General features: G+C 33.8%; 15 protein-coding genes. 6 read left to right on the top strand and 9 right to left on the bottom strand.

The window, feature by feature from the left end:
• Window positions 1–29: 29 nt before the first annotated feature.
• From AC2A1D_RS16805 to AC2A1D_RS16785, 5 genes are all read right to left on the bottom strand, one after another.
• Complete coding sequence (locus AC2A1D_RS16805; RefSeq protein WP_484044735.1) at window positions 30–635, bottom strand: DUF4230 domain-containing protein; 606 nt, start codon at window positions 633–635, stop codon at window positions 30–32.
• A 5-nt stretch (window positions 636–640) separates the two neighbouring features.
• Window positions 641–1,204, bottom strand: coding sequence for a TlpA family protein disulfide reductase (locus tag AC2A1D_RS16800; RefSeq protein ID WP_484044734.1), 564 nt, complete (start codon window positions 1,202–1,204; stop codon window positions 641–643).
• A 1-nt stretch (window position 1,205) separates the two neighbouring features.
• Window positions 1,206–1,673 carry a pyrophosphohydrolase domain-containing protein gene (locus tag AC2A1D_RS16795; protein ID WP_484044733.1) on the bottom strand — a complete coding sequence of 156 codons (468 nt, stop codon included), beginning with the start codon at window positions 1,671–1,673 and terminating at the stop codon, window positions 1,206–1,208.
• A gap of 173 nt (window positions 1,674–1,846) precedes the next feature.
• Window positions 1,847–4,780 carry a reprolysin-like metallopeptidase gene (locus tag AC2A1D_RS16790; protein WP_484044732.1) on the bottom strand — a complete coding sequence of 978 codons (2,934 nt, stop codon included), beginning with the start codon at window positions 4,778–4,780 and terminating at the stop codon, window positions 1,847–1,849.
• 221 nt (window positions 4,781–5,001) lie between these two features.
• Complete coding sequence (locus AC2A1D_RS16785) at window positions 5,002–6,141, bottom strand: acyl-CoA dehydrogenase family protein (protein ID WP_484044731.1); 1,140 nt, start codon at window positions 6,139–6,141, stop codon at window positions 5,002–5,004.
• A 188-nt stretch (window positions 6,142–6,329) separates the two neighbouring features.
• On the opposite strand from AC2A1D_RS16785, the gene AC2A1D_RS16780 reads away from it, so the two are divergent.
• A complete protein-coding gene (locus AC2A1D_RS16780; protein WP_484044730.1) occupies window positions 6,330–8,195 on the top strand; it encodes an endonuclease in 1,866 nt (621 codons plus the stop codon).
• Between the two features lie 125 nt (window positions 8,196–8,320).
• Here AC2A1D_RS16780 and AC2A1D_RS16775 read toward each other — a convergent pair whose 3' ends face one another.
• Window positions 8,321–9,775, bottom strand: coding sequence for an LptF/LptG family permease (locus AC2A1D_RS16775; RefSeq protein WP_484044729.1), 1,455 nt, complete (start codon window positions 9,773–9,775; stop codon window positions 8,321–8,323).
• Between the two features lie 205 nt (window positions 9,776–9,980).
• Between AC2A1D_RS16775 and AC2A1D_RS16770 the strand changes: the two genes are divergently transcribed.
• Entirely contained in the window at window positions 9,981–12,527 is a 2,547-nt protein-coding gene (locus AC2A1D_RS16770; RefSeq protein ID WP_484044728.1) for a M4 family metallopeptidase, read from the top strand.
• A gap of 64 nt (window positions 12,528–12,591) precedes the next feature.
• Here the strand turns inward: AC2A1D_RS16770 and lolA1 are convergent, their stop codons facing one another.
• The 3 genes from lolA1 to AC2A1D_RS16755 all read right to left on the bottom strand — a co-directional run bounded on the left by lolA1 (window position 12,592) and on the right by AC2A1D_RS16755 (window position 16,397).
• On the bottom strand, window positions 12,592–13,239 hold the full coding sequence (gene lolA1 / locus AC2A1D_RS16765) for an outer membrane lipoprotein periplasmic chaperone LolA1 (protein ID WP_484044727.1): 648 nt from the start codon (window positions 13,237–13,239) through the stop codon (window positions 12,592–12,594).
• A 150-nt stretch (window positions 13,240–13,389) separates the two neighbouring features.
• Complete coding sequence (locus tag AC2A1D_RS16760) at window positions 13,390–13,851, bottom strand: hypothetical protein (RefSeq protein ID WP_484044726.1); 462 nt, start codon at window positions 13,849–13,851, stop codon at window positions 13,390–13,392.
• A gap of 26 nt (window positions 13,852–13,877) precedes the next feature.
• Window positions 13,878–16,397 (bottom strand): FtsK/SpoIIIE family DNA translocase, encoded by a 2,520-nt coding sequence (locus AC2A1D_RS16755; RefSeq protein ID WP_484044796.1) that lies wholly within the window; start codon window positions 16,395–16,397, stop codon window positions 13,878–13,880.
• A 249-nt stretch (window positions 16,398–16,646) separates the two neighbouring features.
• Between AC2A1D_RS16755 and AC2A1D_RS16750 the strand changes: the two genes are divergently transcribed.
• The 4 genes from AC2A1D_RS16750 (at window position 16,647) to AC2A1D_RS16735 (ending at window position 23,296) form a co-directional block, all read left to right on the top strand.
• Window positions 16,647–19,949 (top strand): cytochrome c biogenesis protein, encoded by a 3,303-nt coding sequence (locus AC2A1D_RS16750; RefSeq protein WP_484044725.1) that lies wholly within the window; start codon window positions 16,647–16,649, stop codon window positions 19,947–19,949.
• 78 nt (window positions 19,950–20,027) lie between these two features.
• Complete coding sequence (locus AC2A1D_RS16745) at window positions 20,028–20,501, top strand: hypothetical protein (protein WP_484044724.1); 474 nt, start codon at window positions 20,028–20,030, stop codon at window positions 20,499–20,501.
• A 409-nt stretch (window positions 20,502–20,910) separates the two neighbouring features.
• On the top strand, window positions 20,911–22,551 hold the full coding sequence (locus tag AC2A1D_RS16740; protein WP_484044723.1) for a sensor histidine kinase: 1,641 nt from the start codon (window positions 20,911–20,913) through the stop codon (window positions 22,549–22,551).
• Window positions 22,544–23,296: a LytR/AlgR family response regulator transcription factor gene (locus AC2A1D_RS16735; RefSeq protein WP_484044722.1), complete on the top strand. Its 753-nt coding sequence runs from the start codon at window positions 22,544–22,546 to the stop codon at window positions 23,294–23,296. Before AC2A1D_RS16740 ends, AC2A1D_RS16735 begins: the two co-directional genes overlap by 8 nt.
• Window positions 23,297–23,301: the final 5 nt, after the last annotated feature.

Genomic DNA, 23,301 nt, shown 5'->3' with positions numbered 1-23,301 from the left:
TTAGTTAAAGAGGATTCAGAATAAGTAAATTATAATCCGAGAACGCCTAATTTACCGGTTTGATCCTCGATTTTATAATTCAAAGCCTTTGCCAAAACAAAGATGTTGTCTAGATTTTCTAAAAGTTGTTTTTTACCTTCGGCTTTTAGTTTATTTTGGTCGATAGATTTTATTGCTGCAGCTTTTGCTTTTTGAGTAACGCTTTTCACATCTTTTTCCGTAATTCTGTTCACAAAAGAATCATCCATCGACTGAATTTCCACACTTGGTGTAATTCTTATTTCCGGTTCTGGAAGTTCTTTAATAATCAATTTTTTGTTGATGGAATCTACTTCCATTTTCATCTTGTTTAAATCATAAGAAACCTGAGCATTGGTTTTGGTGTACGTAATGATGTTGTTGCTCGTCATTTCAGCCCCTAAAAAGGTATAGCTGAACTTGCTTTTTTGCATCATCGACGTGTTTTGCTCCATCACTACCATCTTATTCATTTTAGAAATTTGATTGGTAATGAGATAATAATCTGAAGTTTCTTCTTTATTGCTTGTGTTAAAGCATGATTTGAAACTAAAAAACAGGAGCGTCATCAATAATACTCCTGCTAGAAATGCGATAGGTAATTTTATATTTCTCAAAACTTTTATTTAAAAATTTCTTTGATTACTGAATCATCATCCTTTTTTAAAATTTCCACCAAATCTCTTTCAATATAGCCGGTTGTAGGCATTTCTATAATTCTGCCAATTTCCTTGCCGTATTTCTGAACAATAATGGTAGGAACTTTTTGGATATTATGAATGCTTTCGTCACCTGTTGGAGATTCTTTTTTTCTGTTTACCGCAATGATAGTTAATCTTGCATCTGGAAATTTTAGTTCTTCCAGAATTCTCATTAATCTTGGGAAATCTCGGTGGCTGTCTTCACACCAAGTTCCCATAAATACGATAATGTCGTAACTGGTAATTTTACCTTTTCTAAGCTCTTTTATGGCGTTTTGGTCTAAAGCATATTCATCATGCTCTTTCACATACCACTGTGCATAAGGTTCTTTGGTAAATTGATCTTTCAGTTGGTGTCCTAAAAGCATTTTTCCATCTTCAGTAGTTTCTACCTCTCGGTTTACGACTACTTTTTGTGCGTTAATTTGTTGCGCTGCCAAAAGTAATGCAGAAGCAATAAAAATATTTGTGATAAGTTTTTTCATTTTATTTTTCAATAATGTGTTTCAGATCTGCAGGAGAGTAGTATTTGTTTTTTAATACTTTGTGATCCGCTTTTCTGTACACATTGTATTTTTCTCCTGATTTTTCGTAGAAAGATTCTACTTCTTTTTCTTTATAAAAATCTACAGTTTCTTGTGCTTGTTCTTCGTTGTCACATGCTTTAGACATGTTGCTTCTCTGAACTTCGTTGAAGAGTTCTACAAATTTTTCACCTAAACCAAATTCTAGCACCGCGCCGCTCAAAACGTATTGTAAATCGCACAAAGCATCTGCAATTTCTACAATGTTATGGTCTGCAATGGCTTGTTTTAGTTCGTTTAATTCTTCCTGTAAAAGTTCAACTCTAAGGTTGCATCTGTCTGTTGAAGGGATTTGTGGGGTATCTAAAATTGGTGCTTTAAAAGTTGTATGAAATTCTGCCACTTGGTTTAGGCTGTCGATCTTCTCCATTGATATATAATAAATTTAAGACAAATATAAAAAAGATGATCGAGAAATGACTGTTGATAATTGAGAAATGATTACTATCTCTATTTAAATCATTTTTTGTCTTTCAGTTTATTATAAAAAAAGACTAACGGTTTCCCGATAGCCTTTTCTTTGATTTTGAGAGTTTCTAAAAATTAATTTTTAATAAATCTTTTAGAGATTTCTCCGATTTGTATTAGGTAAGCTCCTTTTATTAATGCGCTTACATTTACAGATCCTCTTTGAAGTTTTCCTGAATTGATTAGTTTTCCACCCATATCGAAGATTTTATAATCTTCTGTCGTTGTATTTGATATATATAAAACATCTTTAGTCGGGTTTGGATATAGTTTTACATCGCTATATAATTCTCTTGTATTTGTTTCTTCTGTTCTTGCAGATGATTGGATGTTTAACGTATAATCTTCTACCTGTCCGTATGTATAAGAGCCGCAAGATGATGTAGGTAAACTGCTGTATTTCATCATTACTCTCATTCTTGTGCTTCCTACCGTAGCGGTTGATGGAATTGTGATTGATCCAGTTGCAGGACTTGTTGTAGAACCTGCTTTAGACCAAGCTAATTCTCCGCTGTCTGCAAAATCTCCGTCGCCATTGTAGTCGATGTAAACTGCATACGCTTCATTGTATTTTGTTGAAGTCCATACTGGTGTTATCGAAATATTATAAGCCGTCCCCTTTGTTACAGTGGTAGAGATTGCAGTAAAGTCTTCGAATCCCGCCATACCTGTAGAAGTATTGTTGATGTTACCAAAAGTTACATTGCCTATTTTTTCGTCTGCAGTATTGGTTGCTGTTGCTGAACAGTAAGATACAGCCACACCAGTTAATGTTGTCACACTTACTGAGTTGCTTGCTGTAGAAATGTTTCCTGCAGCATCTTTGGCTTTCACAGAGAAAGTATAAGTGGTTGAAGGGCTTAAACTTGTCACTGAGTACGTTGTAGAAGCTGTACTTCCGATAAGTGAGGTACCTTGGTAAACATCATAACCTGTTACGCCAACTGCGTCTGTGGCACCAGACCAAGATAAGTTTGTAGTAGTAGACGTTGTTCCGGATGCTGCGAGAGTTGGAGCTGTAGGAGCTATTGTATCTGTTGTTCCTGAACCTGCATTTACCGTAATATTGGCATTATTTACATCAAAGAAAATATGATTAGAACCTTTTACCATAATTCTTCCTGTAGTTGTGGAAGAGTTAGGAATGGTTACTGCTTGCGAACCGTCATTTGGAGTTGCAGATAGGAGAGTAGTCCAGTTATTTCCAGAGTCTGTAGACCAAAGAATATCTACATTGGCTGCGTTTACACCGTTTGCTGTTGTTCCTGCTACATTCCAGGTAATGGTTTGTGAGGTGCCGCCTGTATATGTTGTTGTAGTATTTTGTGAACTTACAGAGAATGGACCAGCTGTTCCGTTTACAGTAATTACCGTGTCGTCAGAATTATTTCCGGATCCTCCGGCTCTGTTGTCTCTTACTGTAAATCTGAAATTATAGGTTCTTGCTACATTAGATAATGCTTCTACTGTAATCTCGGAACCCGCAGTTGTTGTTGCTCCTGCTAAAACGGATGCCATTCTTGGAAAATATCTTACAGGTGTAGTTTGTGGTGTCCAAGATCTGAAAGTTGGGCCAGATGCTTTTGTTGCGCTTGCTGCAGAACTTGCCCCGGTTTGTGTAGAAGATGCGTTGTTCATCTGTTCCCAAATGTATGTAAGAGAATCTCCGTTTGCATCTGTACCGGTACCGGTAAGCATAAAAGGTGTTCCTTTAGGAATTGTGTAATCTAAACCTGCATTAGCAGTTGGGATTGAGTTTCCTGTACTTGTGCTTGTTGGGCAGGTTTTAGCTTTAATGTTATCTGTGATTTGTTGAATGCTGATTGCATGGAAAAACGCATCAGAGTGTGGTTGGATATCCTGGCTTGTAATTCCGGCATATCCCATAATGGTAGAACCAGAGCCTGGTTCCATATTTACGCCTGTTCCTTCATTACTCATAGAAAAGGTGTGATTGCCTCCAAACTGGTGTCCAAGTTCATGAGCTACATAATCTATGTCAAAATTATCACCAGACGGAATTCCATCGGAAGGAGAAGTGTAGCCACTTCCTTTTGAACCATTTACACAAACACAGCCAATGCACCCTGCATTGCCACCACCTCCAGAAGCTCCAAAAAGGTGACCAACATCATAGTTTGCTTCGCCAATTACTGATGTTAAAGTAGATTGTAGCTGAGAGTTCCAACTGCTCATTTGTGCAGCAGCGGAATATGGGTCTGTAGAAGCGTTTGTGTAAATAATTGCGTCATTGTTGGCAATTAGTACCATTCTTGCTGAAAAATCTTTTTCAAAAACTCCGTTTACTCGGGTCATTGTGTTGTTCATTGCAGCTAGTGCGTTGGCTTTTGTACCACCAAAGTAGGTTGTATATTCGCCAGTGCATGAAAGTGCGAGTCTGAAAGTTCTCAGTTTTGCATCATCAGCATTGGGTCTTAAAACTAAACTGTTGCTGCTAGAGATTCCTTTTTGAGCAACATCCAGAACGGTGCACTCAAAGGTGTTTAGATTGTCTTTCTTGTCGGTTTTTTTGTAAACTGCATAAGTGCTTAGATCTTTGGTGTAAGGCTCTATAAATACCGCCGATTTATCACCGTAAATTTCCATTGAAGAAAGCCCTAAAGGGGAGATGCTGAAATAAATTGTGGCATTTGAGTTTTCCAGTCCTTCTCCAACGTAAGATTTGATTTCGGGGTATTTTGCTGCCAGTTCTGGGGTGAAGTTGGAGTTTTCTCTTACTTTAAAGTTTTCAAGTTTTCCTTCGGAATTAGGAAAAGAGATGATGAGTTCCGACTTTTCTCCTGTTGCAACTCTTTTAGGAGCTTTTGCGAGGATATTCTTTAATCCTTGTACATCAAGAGAATAAATTCTTGGATTAAGAAGGTTGGTTTTGTTTTCGAATACCTCTGAAGCAGTTTTGTTGGAGCTTTCAGTCCAAAGTCGGTCAGTTTGTGCGAATGAAATGCCTGATGTGAAAAGCATTCCAATCACAAGTAGTTGTTTTTTCATATAAATTCTATTTTGATTGTGGAATTCCAAATCTAATAAAAAATATATTATCAAAAACAAAATTTTTTAAGAAAAATTTAGACTCTACATGTAAAACAATATGCAATGCATTGAATATGGTTTAAAATATAGCTGTTCAATCGATTTCATAATACTTTAAGTAGGTAAAAAAATAAACCGTCCTTAGAGTAAGAACGGTTTAAAATATTTTTAGCAAAAATTTATTTTGTAATATCTCTTCCAATTACTAATCTTTGGATTTCAGAAGTTCCTTCTCCAATAGTACAAAGTTTAGAATCTCTATAGAATTTTTCAGCAGGGAAGTCTTTAGTATAGCCGTATCCACCGAAAATTTGTACAGCATTGTTTGAAATTCTTACGCAAGCTTCAGAAGCATATAGTTTTGCCATTGCTCCTTCTCTAGTCATTTTTTCTTTGGCATTTTTCATCGTTGCTGCTCTTCTGATTAGTAGTTCAGATGCATCAATTTCTGTAGCCATATCTGCCAACATAAAGTTGATAGCTTGGAAATCTGAGATTGATCTTCCGAATTGTTTTCTTTCTTGCGCATATTTTAATGCAGCTTTATAAGCGCCTCTTGCCGTTCCTAAACTTAGGGCAGCGATAGAAATTCTACCTCCATCCAAAATTTTCATTGCTTGTTTGAAACCTTCACCTACTTCTCCTAATCTGTGAGAATCCGGAACGCGTACGTTATCGAAAATTAATTCTGCTGTTTCAGAAGCTCTCATTCCTAATTTGTTTTCTTTTTTACCAGAAGTAAAACCAGGCATTCCTTTTTCTAAAACAAAAGCGGTAGAGTTGTTTTTCGCGCCAATTTCTCCTGTTCTTGTCATTACGACAGCAATATCACCAGAAATTGCGTGAGTGATGAAGTTTTTAGCCCCGTTAATAATCCAATCATCGCCATCTTTTACAGCGGTTGTAGACATTCCTCCAGAATCAGAGCCTGTGTTGTGCTCTGTAAGTCCCCAAGCTCCGATTACTTTACCAGAAGCCAGCTGTGGAAGCCATTTGTTTCTTTGCTCTTCGTTTCCGAATTCATAAATATGATTGGTGCAAAGAGAGTTGTGTGCTGCAAGAGAAAGCCCAATTGAAGGGTCTACCTGAGAAATTTCGTCTAGAATGGTAACATATTCTTGATATCCAAGACCAGATCCTCCATATTGTTCAGGGATTACAATTCCCATAAAACCCATTTCACCTAGTTGATGGAACAGTTCTTTTGGGAAAGTTTGGCTTTCGTCCCATTCCATAATATTAGGTCTGATGTTTTTTTCTGCAAAGTCTCTCGCCGTTTCGGCTATCATTTTTAGGTTATCCATTGTTTCTGTATTCATATCACATACTAGTTTGTGCCCAAAGATAATTAAATTGACGAAATAGCAAAAAAATTATGGTCAGCATCTGAATTTATTTTTAAACAATTTGTAATCAGTATATTAATTTAATTGTTCATAAAATTTTAATATTTAACATAATCATTCGGATATAATAAAATCTTAACTTAGCAGCCCAATTTTTAGGTATGAAGAAAATTTTATTCTCTGCTGTATTTTTATCAGCCATGTTATCTGCTCAAGTTCCAGCGGGTTATTACGACGGAACGGTGGGTTTAACAGGATATGCTTTAAAGACAAAGCTACACGATATTATCTCTAATAAAACAGTGAACTGGCATTATGGAGATTTAACCAATTATTATAATCAAACAGATTTAGATCAATATTATGATCATGGCGCAAGCAATACGACGCTTTTGTTGGATATTTATTCTGAAATCCCAACGGGAGTAGATTCTTACGAATATACAACGGCACAAATTATCGGGAGTGCGGGATCTGAAGGTTTAGGTTGGAACCGAGAGCATATGATGCCTCAAAGTACTTTTTACAGTGGTTATCCGATGTATTCTGATTTGTTTTATGTAGTTCCTACAGATGCGAGAATTAATCAGTTACGAAGTAATTATCCTTACGGAATTGCGGGTTCTACAACGTACTATACCTTTTCAAACACTTCAAAAATTGGAAATTCTGCGATTCCTAATTATGTGTATACAGGAAGAGTTTATGAGCCTATCAATGAGTTTAAAGGCGATGTAGCAAGATGTTTGCTGTATTTTGCAGTGAGATACGAAGGTAAGTTAGGAACTTTTAATTTTAATAACAATACCAATCCTGCTTCGGACACCAATCCTTTAGACGGAAATGAAGAACGTGCTTTTGAACCTGCTTATCTTGCGATGTTGTTGCAGTGGCATAATCAGGATCCGGTTTCGCAACGGGAAATTGATAGAAATAACGCGGTCTACAATTTACAGAAAAATAGAAATCCTTTTATTGATAACCCTTCTTGGGTGAATACGATTTGGGGGCAAACGCCAGATTCGGTTGTTCCAAACGCGCCATCAAATCTTACAGTGTCGCAAAATTCTGCCTATTTTGTTAATTTGAATTGGAGTGCAAGTTCAAGTTCAGACGTTATTGGTTATAAAATTTATCAAAACGGAACTTTAGTGGGAGTAAGCAAAACAAATTCTTTCACGGTAGATCATTTAACGCCTTCTACGGCATATAATTTCACTGTTAAAGCGTACGATAACGGATATTTGTATTCTTCGGATAGTAATTCTGTAGCGGCAACTACTTTGGCTACTGATGTTTACGCAAAAGATTTATATGTTTCAAAATATTTAGAAGGAAGTTCTAATAATAAAGCATTAGAAATTACCAATAAAACCGGGCATTCTATTAATTTAAGTGATTACAGATTGTCTATTCAGTATTACAGTGGAACCAATTATTATTTTCCTGATGCTTTTGAGTTGGAAGGAATAGTGGAGAATAATGAAAGTTTTGTTGTGATAAATCCTAATGCTAATTTTACATGTTTTACAATAAATCAAGCAAAAATTGCAACGGCAGCGCCACAAATGACTTTCACAGGGAGTAATTATATCGAGCTAAGATATAAATCTTCTACTGTTGATGGGATAGGAGTGAGCTCGCAAAGTAATAGCTCTGTTTTGTCTAATGTTTCTCTCTACAGAAAACCTACGGTAACGAATCCTACTACAGCTTTCGATATTAATGAATGGAATATTTATGCGAGTGATTATTGCCAAAATTTAGGCACGCTTTCTACTCATGATATTCTTTTTGCAGATCTTAAAGAAGTAAGTATTTATCCAAACCCCGTGTCTGATAATTTATTTGTAAATGGAAAGATTGACGCCATTAAAAGTGCACAGATTTTTGATTATTCAGGAAAGCTTATCTACTCAGAAAAAGAGCCGTTCAAAAGCAAAAAAAGTATTTTTGTAAACAGTTTAGAAACTGGAAATTATATTTTAAATCTTGATGGAAAAACATTTAAATTCATCAAAAAATAAAAAAGATAATTAGAAATAAAAAAATCCTCAGAATGTTTTTCTGAGGATTTTTTTTGTCAATTTAAATATGATATGAATGATGAAAAGATATTTTACAGTTTGCAATCTTTGTGCCATCATTCTTTCTATTGATATCTTTGATGTTCTTTTTGTTTGGCAAAGCGTTTAGTAATTGGTTTTACAAGAGCTTTATATTTTTCAGCATCAAATAACTGCGAATCTGTGAGTGCTTTGTAAGTCATCCAAACTCCAAAAGGGAAGAGTATTAAATTGGGTAGCCATGCAGCCAAATAAGGGCTTATTTTTCCAGTCCAAGCAATATTTTCGCAACCTACATTAATGACATAGAAAATAATGAATATTACAATTGCGATAATTACAGGAAGACCCATTCCTCCTTTTCTGATAATAGATCCTAAACTTGCCCCAATCATAAAGAAAATAATACAGGTAACAGAATAAGTTAGAATTCTTTGCTGGTAAATAATTACTTTGCTAAAGTATTTTACACTTGGGTTCAGCTCGTTGTTTTTGCTGTCTAAACTGCTTTTAATATTGTCTAAACGATTGTATCCGTTGAAGATTAAATCAAGTTTTTTTGCAGATTTTATCGTGTCTAGTTTGTACTGGGATTTTGTGGGAGCTTTCACTTTGTTTCTGTCCATATACGTGATAACCGAGTTGCTCTGCGAGATTAAATCTGCACTCATATTATCTGCCAATCTTTTATTGTCTTTCTGAACCGTTTTTATGGTAGAATTTAGTTCTTTATACGTTTGAAAACGGTAGTCGTCTGTAATTTGTTCTTTTTCAATTGCTTTGTTGATGATTTCACTTATATCGAAATGAGCAGTTAAAGTATCAAATTTTATGGCTTGATCAGGTTGTTTTAAACGTACATTTTCACCTTTTCCAGCATAGCTGTCTTCAAAAACATAGCCATTAAATAGTAGTAATTTAAGATATGCGGGATTTGTTGCCGGAACAAACGCACCTCTTTCTGCCACAATTGATTGCTGATTATCAAAGGTGTTGGCTTTTCTATGAATAAATACTCCTGTTAGTTTTTCTGCATTTTCGCCTTCAATTTTATCGAATTTTACCATGTAACCAGGGATTTGGTCAATAAACTGTCCCGGAGTGAAATTCAATGCAGGTTTGGTTTGTGCAATATTGAAAAGCATATTTTTAGCCTTTCTTTGAAAATCGGGAACGATATTATTAGAGAAAAAATAAAGAAGAATAGCCAAAACTGTTGTAACCCCAAATAACGGAATCATTACCCGCGTAAGTGAAATCCCCGCTGCTTTCATGGCGGCCAATTCGTACCGTTCTCCAAACTCTCCAAAAGACATAATACTTGCCAAAAGTATGGTGAGTGGCAAAACCATGGTGATTACATTTACACCCAGGTAAAAAAGTAATTTAAGGATTTGGAAAGTACTTAATCCTTTTCCCATAAACTGCCCAAGCTGAATCCATACAATATTTACAATAAAGATGAAAAAGAGCACACTAAATATAAAAAAGAAAGGCCCAAAAAAGGTCTTTATGATGTAGCGGTCTAAAATTTTAAACATGAAGCAAATTTATAAAAAAACATAAGATTGTGATTGATAATTATACGCATAGTTTTAAAAGGTTTTAAAAATGTGAAAAAACTAAAAATATTTAATATTTGATGTTTTTATTGCTATATTTCTTTAATTATTTTTGAAAATAATATTTTATTAATTGTTTTTTATTCTAAATTTGTCGGTTTTAAATCTAAGAGTAAAAATTTATATGAAAAAACTTGTATTAACTATTTTGGCCACAGCATCTGTACTTGGCTATTCTCAATCTAAAGACATTTTAGAATTTAAGAGAAAAACCAATGCAGAGATTACTGTTAATCCAAATACACAGACGGTAAACTTCGTAAGATTTAGCAATAAAGCTTTAGAACTGAACGGTGTAAGTGCTAAAGAAAAAGCAGAACAATTTATCGCTACAAATTATAAGGCTTTTAGCCTGAGTTCTCCTCAAGATTTGGTATTTGTAAAAGAAGTTACAGATAATTACGGGCTTAAAAATATTGTTTTTGCACAAGTTTATAAAGGTGTACAGGTATATGACGGTCTTTTAAAATTTCATTTTAACGTAAAAGGAGAACTGAATTCTGTAAACGGAAATATTATTCCGAATATTAATGATACTGCTATTGCCGAAATTAGTAGAGAAAAAGCTGCAGATATTGCGAAAGCTATGGTTGCAGATCAAAAACTGAGCTTTGCCAATATTCCTTTAAAAATTGGTAGACTTAGATTATTATACTTTCCGAGAGGTTTAGCGCAAAACACAAATATCCAAACTTTTTTGGCTTATGAAGTAGAGGTAACGAATGAAAATGACGTTAGAGAGTTTTTATTTATAGATGCGCATACCGGTAAATTTGTCGATCAATTCACAGGTATTCATAATGTAATTGATAGAAAATTATACGAAACGAATACAACTGCAGTCAATCTAAAATGGTCAGAAGGAAATGCTTTTCCTGGTGTTTTAAATCAATGGCAGCAAAATGAAGTGGTAACTTCTGAACATGTCTATAATTTCTTTAAGAACGCATTCAATTACACTTCTTACGACAATGCAGATCATAGCATGGTTACGATCAATAATAATCCCAACATCAATTGTCCAAATGCAAACTGGAACGGTGTTACGGCAAATTATTGTACAGGAACAGCCGCAGACGATGTTGTTGCCCACGAATGGGGACATGCTTATACAGAATATACAAGTGATTTAATTTACGCGTATCAAGCAGGAGCTTTAAATGAGTCTTATTCTGATGTTTGGGGAGAAACCATAGATTTATTAAATAATTATCAAGATACAGGTGAGAATCTAGCGGTAAGAACTACAACGAGCTGTTCTGGTTCTTTACGATGGAAAATGGGAGAAGATGCCACTGCATTTGGAGCTCCTATTCGCGATATGTGGAATCCTAACTGTAATAATGACCCTGCAAATATGTTAGATATTAACTATTACTATTGCGGAACTGGAGATTCCGGAGGAGTTCATGTTAATTCGGGGGTTGGAAATCGTTTGTACTCATTGTTAGTTGATGGAGGTACTTACGGTGGATATACAATTGCACCCATTGGTTTTGTAAAAGCGGCTCATTTGTGGTGGAGAGCACAATCTGTTTACCTTACTTCAACAAGTGGATATGATTCTTTTGCCAATGCGCTTGAAGCTTCACTAAATGATTTAATAGGAATTAATTTACAGGGATTATCAACAACTGCAACGCCGGCTGGTTTATCTGGGCAGATGTTTTCTGCAAGTGATTTGCTAAATTTACAAAATGCTATTTTGGCAGTTAAACTGAGGTCTTCTGTAAATACACAGTGTTTTTTCTTCCCTGTTTTAGGAGATGCTCCTGCTCTTTGTACAAATGCAACTTCGGCAGCTTTGTTTACAGAAACTTGGGAAAATGGCTTAGGAAATTGGACAGTTACTAATATTGGTGTTACAGGAACATGGACGCCAAGAGACTGGGCGATTGATACAACATTGCCAAAATCAAGACCAGGAAAAGGTATTATTGGTATCGATCCTAATATCGGAAACTGCACAACAAGTCTGCAAAACGGTATTTTGCGTTTAGAAAGCCCATTGATTACATTTCCTAATTATACTGCAGGAAATTATGAAATGGCATTCAATCACTATGTCGCTACAGAGTTAAACTATGATGGTGGAAACATAAAATACAGCCTTAATGGAGGCGCATGGACGCTTGTTCCATCTACTGCATTTACTGTAAATCCTTATAATGCTACGCTAGTAAATACCAATAATGATAATCCTATAAAAAATCAGGAAGCGTTTACTGGTGTGGATGAAGGAAGTCTTGAAGGAAGTTGGGGGCAAAGCGTTATCAACTTAAGCGCTCTGGGTGTAGCACCAAATTCGAATATTAAATTTAGATTTGAAATAGGAACTGATGGTTGCGGTGGTGTTGATGGTTGGTATCTTGATGAAATCTATGTGTACAACTGTAATTACGCAAGTTTAAGTGTTGAAGAAACTGAAAAACTAAAAGGTCTTTCTGTATATCCAAACCCAACTTCAGGGATTATCACGATAAGCAACAGTAATAATATTGATGTGAAAACTGCTGAACTTTACAATCCTGCAGGACAATTATTACAAACATATTCTTTGGATAAAAAACAAGAAAATAAGCTAGATCTTACCTCTATTACCAAAGGGAATTACATCCTAAAAGTAGTGACAAAAGATAAAACTCAAAGCTTTAAAATCATTAAAAAGTAATTCTTTTCAAATAGAAAATGCCTGTGAATTTCACAGGCATTTTTTTATGTTTTTTTTTGAATTTTTATAATTCAGTTACCAAATACGTTTTGTATTTGTTTTTATCAAACGTAAACATTTGTGGATCCAATTGCTGGTTTTCTTTATATTCTTGAATAGAAATCACGGCAATATCTTTATTGTTTCCGTATTGTTCTAGCTTTAGCATTTGTTTTTTAGCAGAATCAATATAAAGATAGACATACTGTAAACCATTAGATTTTACTGGGGTCAACTTAATGAAATCTGCATTTACTCCGTTTACTTTTTTCTTTCCGCTGTACGTTACATTGTATTCATTTCTGTAGCTTGAAAGATAATTGATAGGGGAGAACATTTGGCTTCCAGAATTAGGTTTTGCCACCGTTACTTCCATATCTTCTGTGTTGATGTTATAAATTTTACTACCGTCGAAAATCTGTTCTGTTTCCATGATTTTCAACTTATATTTATCTCCCGCTGAATAATAAATTCCGGTTTCTGTTTTATTTACTTTCCCGTTAATGCCACTTCCAAAAGCAAATTTGAAGTAAGAATTCTTTTTAGCATTGTAATTTGCGGTTACATCATCAAGGATTTTCTTAGATTTTGCATCAATTTTTTGAGCTTGTGCAAAACCAGCATTTACGATAATTAAAGCAGCAGCCGATATTTTTACGATTAAATTTTTCATTTTTTATTTTCTGTTCTATTTCTTAGACTTTCATTTAATATTTAGGTTAAAAAAATTAAATATTAAAAAAAGTATAAATTTTTAGGTTAAATTTTAACTGCGCAAATCTTCCAAAAACTGTTCCAAAGAATCTGTCTAAAAACAATTAACCTATTGAGTTTTTTCAACTCTGTACCTGTACTTATCAAAATTGTCAGGCAATGTATTTGTTACTGTTGCTTTATTTGAGGTAATTGTTGGTTCTAATCTTACTACTTTCGTATTTTCATTTATGTCAATCTGATGAGTACTTTTCATATTTACCATATCGATATGAAGAATTTTAAACTCGCGATTTCCTTTATTAAGATCAACAATCAGATATTCTCTGGCTTTGATTTGTCCCAACGATTTTCCATCAACCCAAACATTTAATCTTGCTGTGTTGTCTGCCGAATGCATTATTCCAGCGCCGTTATAAACTAAAACTTTTCCATTACCTAAATTTTCGGTGTTTACAATATCTAATTTCACCGTATTATAGTCACTCGGGATTGATTTCAAGGCACAAGAAGACAGCATTAAAGCGGTAGAAATTAAAAAAGACCCCTTAATAAATTTTACAATTTTCATTTTTTATTATTATTTAAAATTGGATATTAATTTTTCAAATCTTCTAAAAACTGTTCCAAAGAATGAAGATCACTTATCAAAACTTCTCTTGCTTTTGCTCCGTTGAAACCACCTACAATTCCGCTAGCTTCAAGCTGATCCATAATTCTCCCTGCTCTGTTATATCCTAATTTTAATTGTCTTTGAAGCATAGAAGTTGAACCTTGTTGTGTAGAAACGATAATTCTTGCCGCTTCTTCAAACAATGCATCTTTCTCGTTGGGATCGAAAGCTCCAACTGTGCTCGTTCCTTCTTCTGATACATATTCCGGAAGTAAAAACGCTGAGGCATACCCTTTTTGTTCCCCAATAAATTCTGCCAATCTTTCTACTTCAGGAGTATCAACAAAAGCACATTGAAGTCTTAAAATTTCGTTTCCGTTAAAGTAAAGCATATCTCCTTTACCTATCAATTGATCTGCTCCTGGAGAATCCAAAATCGTTCTAGAATCTACACTAGAAATTACTCTAAATGCCGCTCTTGCTGGGAAATTCGCTTTAATCATCCCTGTAATAACGTTTACAGATGGTCTTTGCGTAGCAACAATTAAGTGAATTCCAACGGCTCTTGCCAATTGCGCTAGTCTTGCGATAGGAAGCTCAACTTCTTTTCCTGCAGTCATAATCAAATCAGCAAACTCATCCACCACCAAAACGATGTAAGGTAAATAACGGTGTCCGTTTTCAGGGTTTAATTTTCTTTCGGCAAACTTTTTATTGTATTCTTTTAAGTTTTTACAGAAAGCATTTTTAAGAAGGTCATAACGTTGATCCATCTCGATACACAAAGAGTTTAGCGTATTAATTACCTTGTTTGTGTCGGTAATAATTGCTTCTTCTGCATCCGGAAGTTTGGCTAAATAATGTCTCTCAATTTTTGAATAAAGAGAAAGTTCCACTTTTTTAGGGTCCACCATTACAAATTTCAATTCGCTTGGATGTTTCTTGTATAAAAGTGAAGTTAAAATCGCGTTGATTCCGACAGATTTACCTTGTCCTGTTGCTCCCGCCATCAAAAGGTGAGGCATTTTAGACAAATCGGCCATGAAAATTTCATTAGAAATAGTTTTTCCGAAAACTACAGGAAGGTCCATATCCGTATTTTGGAATTTATGAGAAGCAATTACAGAACGCATAGAAACCATCGTTGGATTTTTTCTTGGAACCTCTATCCCAATCGTTCCTTTTCCTGGCATTGGTGCGATAATTCTGATTCCCAAAGCTGAAAGATTCAAAGCGATGTCGTCCTGAAGTTTTTTTATTGCCGCCACTCTAATTCCAGCTTCCGGAACAATTTCATATAAAGTAACTGTTGGGCCGATTGTAGCTTTAATTTCAGCGATTCCCACGTTGAAGTTTTTAAGAAGACCAACAATTTTGTTTTTGTTTTCTTCTAATTCTTCTTTGTTGATGGAGATTTCTTCGTTTCCGTAATCTTTAAGAAGTTCAATTGTTGGCATTTGGAATTTTGCTAAATCCAATTTGTGGTCATAAAGACCGTGTTTATCTACTAATTCCTGAGATTGTTTATCTGAATCTTCTAAAATATCAACAACAGGAGCAACTTCTACTTTAAAAGAAATGTCTTCAACTACGGTATTGGGCGTACTCATTTCAAAAGCATCTTGCGGACTTGTTTTTGGTAAAGAAGGGGTGGTTCCCAAAGGTAAAGTTACAGAAGTTGTGAAATCTTCCGTTTTTTCTTCTGTGAATGAAGTATGATTTGGCGTAACAATCGGGTCAATTTTAGGCTCTTCAATTTTTACTTCAGGCATTTTTTCTGTCTTCTTTGGTGTTTGGAAAACTTCCTGAACTGTTACTTTTGAGGTTTCTTCTTTCTCTTCGGTCTCAATTTCTTCGCTTAATTCCTGGTCTGCGTCAAATTCTTCATCAGAATTAGGCATCATTGCCTTTACTCTTCCGATGGTGTTTTCGTTGATAGAATCAAGTTTATTTTTGATAGAGCTTGGTCTTAAATTAAATTCAAGAATAAAATATAAAGCAATACTCACCACTAAAACTACCCAAAGTCCCATAATACCAATCATAGACATTAAAGTATCCATAATTTGATATCCGTAAACACCACCTAAAACGCCTTGTCCTTTAGTAATTGCACCAAAGAAAATAGGAAGCCAGCAAATGAAAAACAGAGAATGCCCGAAAGTCATCCAAGGTTTAAAGATTTTTTTCTTTAAAATCATGGTTCCGAAAACCAGAAATAAGAAAGCAATGATAAATGCCGCCACTCCTATACTTTCGTAAATAAAAATTTTACCCAGCCACTGACCGAGTTTCCCGAAAATATTGGAAGACTTTATGGTTTTATCCATCAAAGCACCGGCTTGGCTTTGGTCTGATTTCCAATTTAGTAAATATGAAATAAACGATATTGTAAGTACGCCAGCAAAAACAATGAAAAGTAAACCGAAGAAAATTCTTGGTTTAGATAAAATTTTAGACTGCTCTTGTGCGTTGGTTTGTGGTTTTTGCGTTTTCTTTTCCATAGGTTCAATGAGGGCAAATTTAATATTTTTTTGTTGTAAAGCTTTGTTTTTAGCCCCCTCAATTTTGTAGATTTTTATCTTATGAAGATAATGCGAATGTTTCATTTTTCCTGAAAATGAGTACATAAATTCCATTATTAAGAATTATTCTAAACAAGTATAAACACGCAATTGTCTGATAAAAAACAGTTTTTTTTAACGACCATTCGTTTTATCATGCTTATTTTTGCATGTCAAGTAAAATAAATCATGAGGAAGATTACAGATATTCTTATTTCTACCAGAACAATGGCAGTGCTTTTACTCGTATATGCATTTTCTATGGCGTATGCCACGTTTCTGGAAAACGACTACGGAACTCCCGCAGCAAAAGCCTTAATTTACGAAGCTAAATGGTTTGAAGCAGTAATGCTTTTGTTGATTCTTAATTTCGTAGGAAACATCAACAGATACAGACTTTGGAAGCGTGAGAAGTGGCCTGTTTTGGTATTTCACCTTGCATTTATTCTAATCTTTATTGGGGGTGCAATTACAAGATATATCAGTTTTGAAGGACAAATGAGCATCCGTGAAGGTGAAACAAGCAATGAAATCGTAACAGATAAGCATTTCTTTAAAATTCAAATTGAAGAAAAAGGAGATATTCTTACATACAAAGATATTCCTTACTTAATGTCTCCTCTTCACAAAGATTTGCAGGCAAATTATGAATTCCACGGAAAAAAGATTGTCGTAACTGCTAAAGAATATATTCAAAGAAAAAAAGACAGTTTGGTGCCCAACAATCAAGGTGCGGAATATCTTCATTTAGTTTCTACAGGAAATACAGGAAGACAAAATATTTACATAAAACAAGGAGAAACTAAATCTATCAACGGAACTTTGGTTACATTCAACAGACCAATCGAAGGTGCTGTAGAATTTAAAAATGAAGGAGGAAAATTAATGATTAAAACTCCTGTAGATGCCTCTTTTATGACGATGGCAACTCAGGCAACAGGTACAACGGTTAAAAATGAATTTCAGCCTTTAGCTTTAAGAAGTCTATATACGATTAATGACCTGAAATTGGTAGTTCCGCAAGGTTTAATGAAAGGAAACCTTATTGCTGTAGAAGGTGATAAAAAGAAGGACCAAAATGTTCCAGACCAATTGACAGTTGAAATTCAAGGGCCAAAAACAAAACAATTGGTAGACCTTTCTGTAGAAAAAGGAAATCCTAATGCTTACAAACAAGTAACAATGGATGGTTTGAACATCATGATGGGATTCGGACCTAAAATTTATACTACACCTTTCGCATTAAAATTAGACGATTTCGTGATGGAAACTTATCCTGGAAGCTCGTCTCCAAGTGCTTATGAAAGTCATGTAAAAATTATTGATGAAGGTAAAGAAACACCTTACAAAATTTATATGAACCACGTTTTGAATTATAAAGGGTATCGTTTCTTCCAAGCGAGTTTTACGCCGGATAGAATGGGAACTTTACTTTCGGTTAACCACGATTATTGGGGAACTTTGGTATCATATATCGGTTATGCTTTGTTGTTTGGAGGGATGTTTTTCATGTTCTTCTGGAAAGGTACTCACTTCTGGAAATTAAATAAAATGTTGAAAGACATCAGTAAAAAGAAAGCGGCAGGAATTCTTTTGCTTTTCATGACTTTAGGTTTAAATGCCCAAAAAATTGAAACGCACGGAACTACAGACGGAAGCAGAGAACATGTTCACGTCCAAGGTGAAGAACATAATCACAGTGCGGAAATTTCTCAACCACAGCAAAATTCGGTTGCTGCACCATTAACAAAGATGCGAATGATTTCTCCAGACGAAATTATTGCGCAAAATAAAATCAGCAAAGAGCACGCAGATAAATTTGGATATCTTTTGGTTCAGAATGTTGAGGGAAGAATTGTTCCTATCAATACAGAAGCATTAGATGTTCTTAGAAAGCTTTATAAAAAAGATTCTTTTAAAGGAACAGACGGCAAATCTTTAACAGCGGAACAGTGGTTTATTTCAATCAATACAGATACACCAAGCTGGACGATGGTTCCTTTAATTAAAATTGATTCTAAAGGAGGTGAGGAGCTTTTAAGAAAAACAAAAGCTAATGAAGATGGTTATACTTCTTTAATGAATCTTTTCCCTGCCGATGCCAACGGAAATCTAATGTACATTTTAGATGCAGATTATAATACTGCTTTCAGAAAAAAACCGGCAGAACAAACTGAATACGACAAACAGGTCATTAAAATCAACGAAAAAGTACAAATTTTCAATGGATTCTTTAGCGGACAGTTTATGAGAATTGTTCCTGTGAAAAATGATTCTAACCATACGTGGAATTCTTGGCTTGATGGTAAAATGGAGCCAGATGTAGAATCTCAAAAAGTAATGGGTCCTTATTTTGCTGAAGTTTTACAAGCGCAAAAATCAGGAAACTGGAGCAAAGCAGATGCTGAGTTGAAGAAACTTTCAGAGTATCAGCAAAAATGGGGGAAAGCGGTTGTGCCTCCTCAATCTAAAGTTGATTTGGAAGTTTTCATGAACAAAGCAGACATCAACTTCAAATTATTGATTTTCTATACAATCATTGGAAGTCTTTTAATGATTCTTGGATTTGTTGAGTTATTTAAGCCGACAAGAATTTTAAATAAAATTATTAGAGCCATTATTTATATTGGTGTAATAGGATATATCTGTCATTTCTTTGGTTTAGTAGGAAGATGGTATATTTCTGGTCACGCACCTTGGAGTAACGGTTACGAAGCTATTATTTTTATTTCTTGGGTAGGAATTACGGCAGGTTTAGCCTTCTACTTCGGGTTTGGAAAAGACGATTCAAAACCAGGATTAAAATTGTTTGGAGCGGAAAATAATTCAAATAAATTAATTCCGGCAGCAGGTTATATGGTTGCGGTTATTATGATGGGATTTGCGCATGGAGGTTCTGCTCTAGACCCTCAAATTACCCCTTTGGTTCCTGTTTTAAAATCATACTGGTTAATTGTGCACGTAGCTATTATTGTTTCTAGTTATGGATTCTTTGCTTTGTCAATGATTATTGCAGTTATTTCTCTGGTGTTTTATATTATTTCAGATAAAAAACAATTCAAAATTCATAATGATTCTACGTTAAAAGAATTAGCAGTAGTTTCTGAAATGTCATTAACTATAGGTCTTTTTGCATTAACTGTAGGGAATTTCCTTGGAGGAATTTGGGCAAATGAATCTTGGGGTAGATATTGGAGTTGGGATCCAAAAGAAACTTGGGCTTTCATCTCGATTATGGTATATGCTTTTGTTTTGCACATGAGATTGGTTCCAGGATTAAGAAGCAGATGGGCGTTCCATGTAGCAACAATGTTTGCATTTTGCTCGATGGTAATGACGTATTTTGGAGTAAATTATTACTTAAGCGGGTTGCATTCTTACGCTGCAGGAGACCCGATTCCGGTTCCAATTTGGGTGTACCTAGGTTTGGCAACCATGCTTACTTTAGCAGTAATTTCTTACCTTAAATTTAAAGGATTATCTAAAAAATAAATAAGGAATTTACCTTAAACAAAAATCCCGAAGTTTTTATTTCTTCGGGATTTTTTTATTTTTGTACTCAAACAAATTATGATGAAAAAAATTATACTTGCAACCTTCTTAATGTGGGGAAGCACTGTAACAGCTCAAAAAAACTATCGAAAATTAAGTTCTAAAGATATTAATATCGAGAGAGTAGAGTTTGCCAAAAAATTCGTAGAAGAATATTTTAATAAATGTAGAACGTTTGATTATACTCCGTTTTCTAATTATATTTTTGATACAAGAATAGAAAAAAGCATTAATAATATTGAGGAATCTTGTGCTAAACTAAAAAGTTATTTTGATGATAAAATTGAAGTTTCACAACTTAATTCTGTGTACGATTATAAATATCTGAGCGATGTAGATCCTGTAGATCTTATTATTTTTGACGCTCAATTTCAAACTCCAGAAAAGCATAAGTTTGTGAGTGTTTGGATGTATCACGAACGTAGCATTATTGGAGGTATTTTATTGTCTGAAGAAAAACCATTGAAGTCGAAATCTAAAAAGAATTTATAAAAGAATCCGCTCTTTAGAAGCGGATTCAGTAGATAAATACATCTCATTTTTTTAGTTAGACAACAACAAAAAAGCACAGCCGACAATGCTGTGCTTAAATTTTTATTTCAAATTTAACTGCAATTTCTGAAAATGGAAATACAGGAAAAGTTTTCATTTCATTTTTATTACATAGTAAATGTAGGAATATATTTTTGAAATACAATGAATTAAATGTTAAAATTCACAAGTTATCCACATTTTTTTGTGGATAAAGTTTGAGCGGTATTATTTATAAAGTTTGAAATAGCATTATTTTCTAATCTTAGTTTTTATTGCAGAATATAGAGTAGAATAGACCGAATTCAAAAAGTAAAGAAATAATTTTAAAATGATTGATAAGTTTGCTCATCATTTTAAATTTGCAGTAATGAAAAAACTATTTTTTTTAACTCTTTTATTTTTAGAAGGTATTTTGGTGTTTTCTCAAGGAAAGCAAAATTACCTAATTCGCTTTGGAGAAACACAGGTTTTAATTTCAAATAATTTTCTTATACCTGAAAATTCAAATTCCAAAAAAAATGTACAACAGGTAAAAGCACCTTGGAAAGATCAGGTTCTGAATGTTTATGGTAAACAACTTTCTATTACAGTTTCTAATGGGTTAATGACAAATGTGCCTATTAGTTTAATAATGGGCAATACCACAAAGCACTCACAATATAATTTTGAAAAATTGGAGTTTCAGATTTTTAAAAATAACAAAATTTTGTACTCGTGGAGAAATATAAACGCTGGCTTTACTATTGATGAAAAAACAATTTCTTCACAAAAGACTAAGGAATTGAAAGGTTATAAAATTTTCGACCAAATACTTACTAAAAATGATGTTGTGAAAATTTCTTTTAGAACAAAAGGCGGAAAACCATTCTTGAATTGTACATTAAATAAAGTTGAGGACGATAAAGTACCATTTGTTTGTTCAGGTCTTCATAATTACAATGGAGTTTCTTTAGAGACTTTTGTAGAAGAGGCTCTTGCTGCAAAGAAACAACTGAGATATAGTTTTTATGAAGATTGGCCGAGTTCATATTTTGCAAAATATCGTGATCCTATCATGAAAGTAGACGAGAAAACGAAGATTGCCATTTTCTACCGTCCCAAAAATTCTGCAAATACTAAAGATATGCTGGAATATAGGCTTCTAGAAAATGGTACGCCCACTTCGGAGACATGGAAAAAAGCAAATGATTTTATTATTCTTCACGACTTCAAACCTGGAAAAAAGTATGTTCTTCAAGTGAAATATAGAGGAGAAAAAGAGTATATTACCAAAGAGTTTTTTTCTGAGCCTAAATGGTTTCAAAATGTTTGGTTAAGAATTACTTTTGTTATTTTCTTCTTGGCTTTATTGGGTTTTATTATTTTAGTTCTTAGAAACAGAAGAATTAGAAGATTACAAAAAGAGCAGAAAGCAAAACTTCAATTTATGTCTGCCCAACTTAATCCTCATTTTATATTTAATGCGTTGAATTCTATACAAGGCTTAGTAAATGCAGGAAATACTGAAAAATCTAATTTGTATCTTACTGAATTTTCAAAATTAATGAGATCTATTTTAGATTTTAGTGATAAAGAGTTAATTCCTATTTCTTTAGAGATTAAAGCCCTGAAAAACTATATTTCTTTGGAACAATTTAGGTTTTCTTTTCATTTTGATTTTATGATTGATGAAGAAATTCAAATTGATGAGATTGAGGTGTTGCCAATGTTAGTACAGCCGATTATTGAAAATTCTATTAAACATGGAATCTCTGTTTTAGGTGATAAAGGTCAGCTTTCATTTAAGATCTTAAAAAAGGGTAGAGATTTAGTTTATGAAATAAAAGACAATGGGAATGGTTTTAAGGTAGAATCGAAATTTAAAGGAAAGGGGTTAATGCTTACAAAAGAACGAATGTTATTATTTAATTCTGCTTCAAAACATATAAAAATTGAGTATTTTGTGGAAAGTAATAATAACGGAACCCAAACACTTATAACGTATAAAAATTTATTAGAAAATGATTAAAGTGCTCATTGTTGATGATGAGAAAAACGGAATTGAAAATCTGAAACTTATTTTAGAGAAAAGATATTCAGACGAGATAAGTGTTGTTGCTGAAGCAAACTCTGTAGATTTAGCTTACGAATTATTTTTAAAATCTTCTCCAGACCTAATTTTTTTAGATATAGAAATGCCAGAGAAGAATGGGTTTGAACTTTTAAAAAAATTAAATCATTTTGATTTTGAAGTAATTTTTGTAACTGCATTTTCAAATTACGGAATAGATGCGGTGAAGTTCTCTGCTTTAGATTATGTCTTAAAACCTATCGATTTTGCTGAGCTACAATTATCAATTCAAAAGGCAAAAAAAAGAATTTCAGAGAAAAAAGGGAATAAATCTTTAGAAAATCTTGTTGAATATTTAAGACATGAAAACGATAAGACAAATCATAAAATCGCAATATCTTCTCTGAAAGAAATACATTTTGTAACGGTCAATCAAATTGTAAGATGTGAAAGTTCTAATAGTTACACCACTATTTTCATTGAAAATCAGGAACAAATTGTTTCTACAACGTCTTTATTTGAGTATCAAAATCTTCTAGAAAAATATGGCTTTATCCGCTGTCATCAATCTCATTTGGTCAATAAAAATTATATTAAAAGTATAAAAAAATCCGAAGGAAATATACTTCTCCTCACGAATAAAGATGAAATTCCAATATCTAGAGAAAAAAGGAAACTGGTGAAAGACCAATTTAAAATATAATTTTA

The organism is Chryseobacterium sp. HNCC26DJ239 (assembly GCF_057180445.1).
The sequence above is the reverse complement of the archived record's forward strand: the minus strand, read 5'-3'. Positions and strand labels throughout refer to the sequence as shown.

Coding starts and splice junctions, on each gene's coding strand:
- AC2A1D_RS16800 (WP_484044734.1), bottom strand. CDS start 1,204: ATGAAAAAACTTATCACAAATATTTTTATTGCTTCTGCATTACTTTTG.
- AC2A1D_RS16795 (WP_484044733.1), bottom strand. CDS start 1,673: ATGGAGAAGATCGACAGCCTAAACCAAGTGGCAGAATTTCATACAACT.
- AC2A1D_RS16790 (WP_484044732.1), bottom strand. CDS start 4,780: ATGAAAAAACAACTACTTGTGATTGGAATGCTTTTCACATCAGGCATT.
- AC2A1D_RS16785 (WP_484044731.1), bottom strand. CDS start 6,141: ATGAATACAGAAACAATGGATAACCTAAAAATGATAGCCGAAACGGCG.
- AC2A1D_RS16780 (WP_484044730.1), top strand. CDS start 6,330: ATGAAGAAAATTTTATTCTCTGCTGTATTTTTATCAGCCATGTTATCT.
- AC2A1D_RS16775 (WP_484044729.1), bottom strand. CDS start 9,775: ATGTTTAAAATTTTAGACCGCTACATCATAAAGACCTTTTTTGGGCCT.
- AC2A1D_RS16770 (WP_484044728.1), top strand. CDS start 9,981: ATGAAAAAACTTGTATTAACTATTTTGGCCACAGCATCTGTACTTGGC.
- lolA1 (WP_484044727.1), bottom strand. CDS start 13,239: ATGAAAAATTTAATCGTAAAAATATCGGCTGCTGCTTTAATTATCGTA.
- AC2A1D_RS16760 (WP_484044726.1), bottom strand. CDS start 13,851: ATGAAAATTGTAAAATTTATTAAGGGGTCTTTTTTAATTTCTACCGCT.
- AC2A1D_RS16755 (WP_484044796.1), bottom strand. CDS start 16,397: ATGGAAAAGAAAACGCAAAAACCACAAACCAACGCACAAGAGCAGTCT.
- AC2A1D_RS16750 (WP_484044725.1), top strand. CDS start 16,647: ATGAGGAAGATTACAGATATTCTTATTTCTACCAGAACAATGGCAGTG.
- AC2A1D_RS16745 (WP_484044724.1), top strand. CDS start 20,028: ATGATGAAAAAAATTATACTTGCAACCTTCTTAATGTGGGGAAGCACT.
- AC2A1D_RS16740 (WP_484044723.1), top strand. CDS start 20,911: ATGAAAAAACTATTTTTTTTAACTCTTTTATTTTTAGAAGGTATTTTG.
- AC2A1D_RS16735 (WP_484044722.1), top strand. CDS start 22,544: ATGATTAAAGTGCTCATTGTTGATGATGAGAAAAACGGAATTGAAAAT.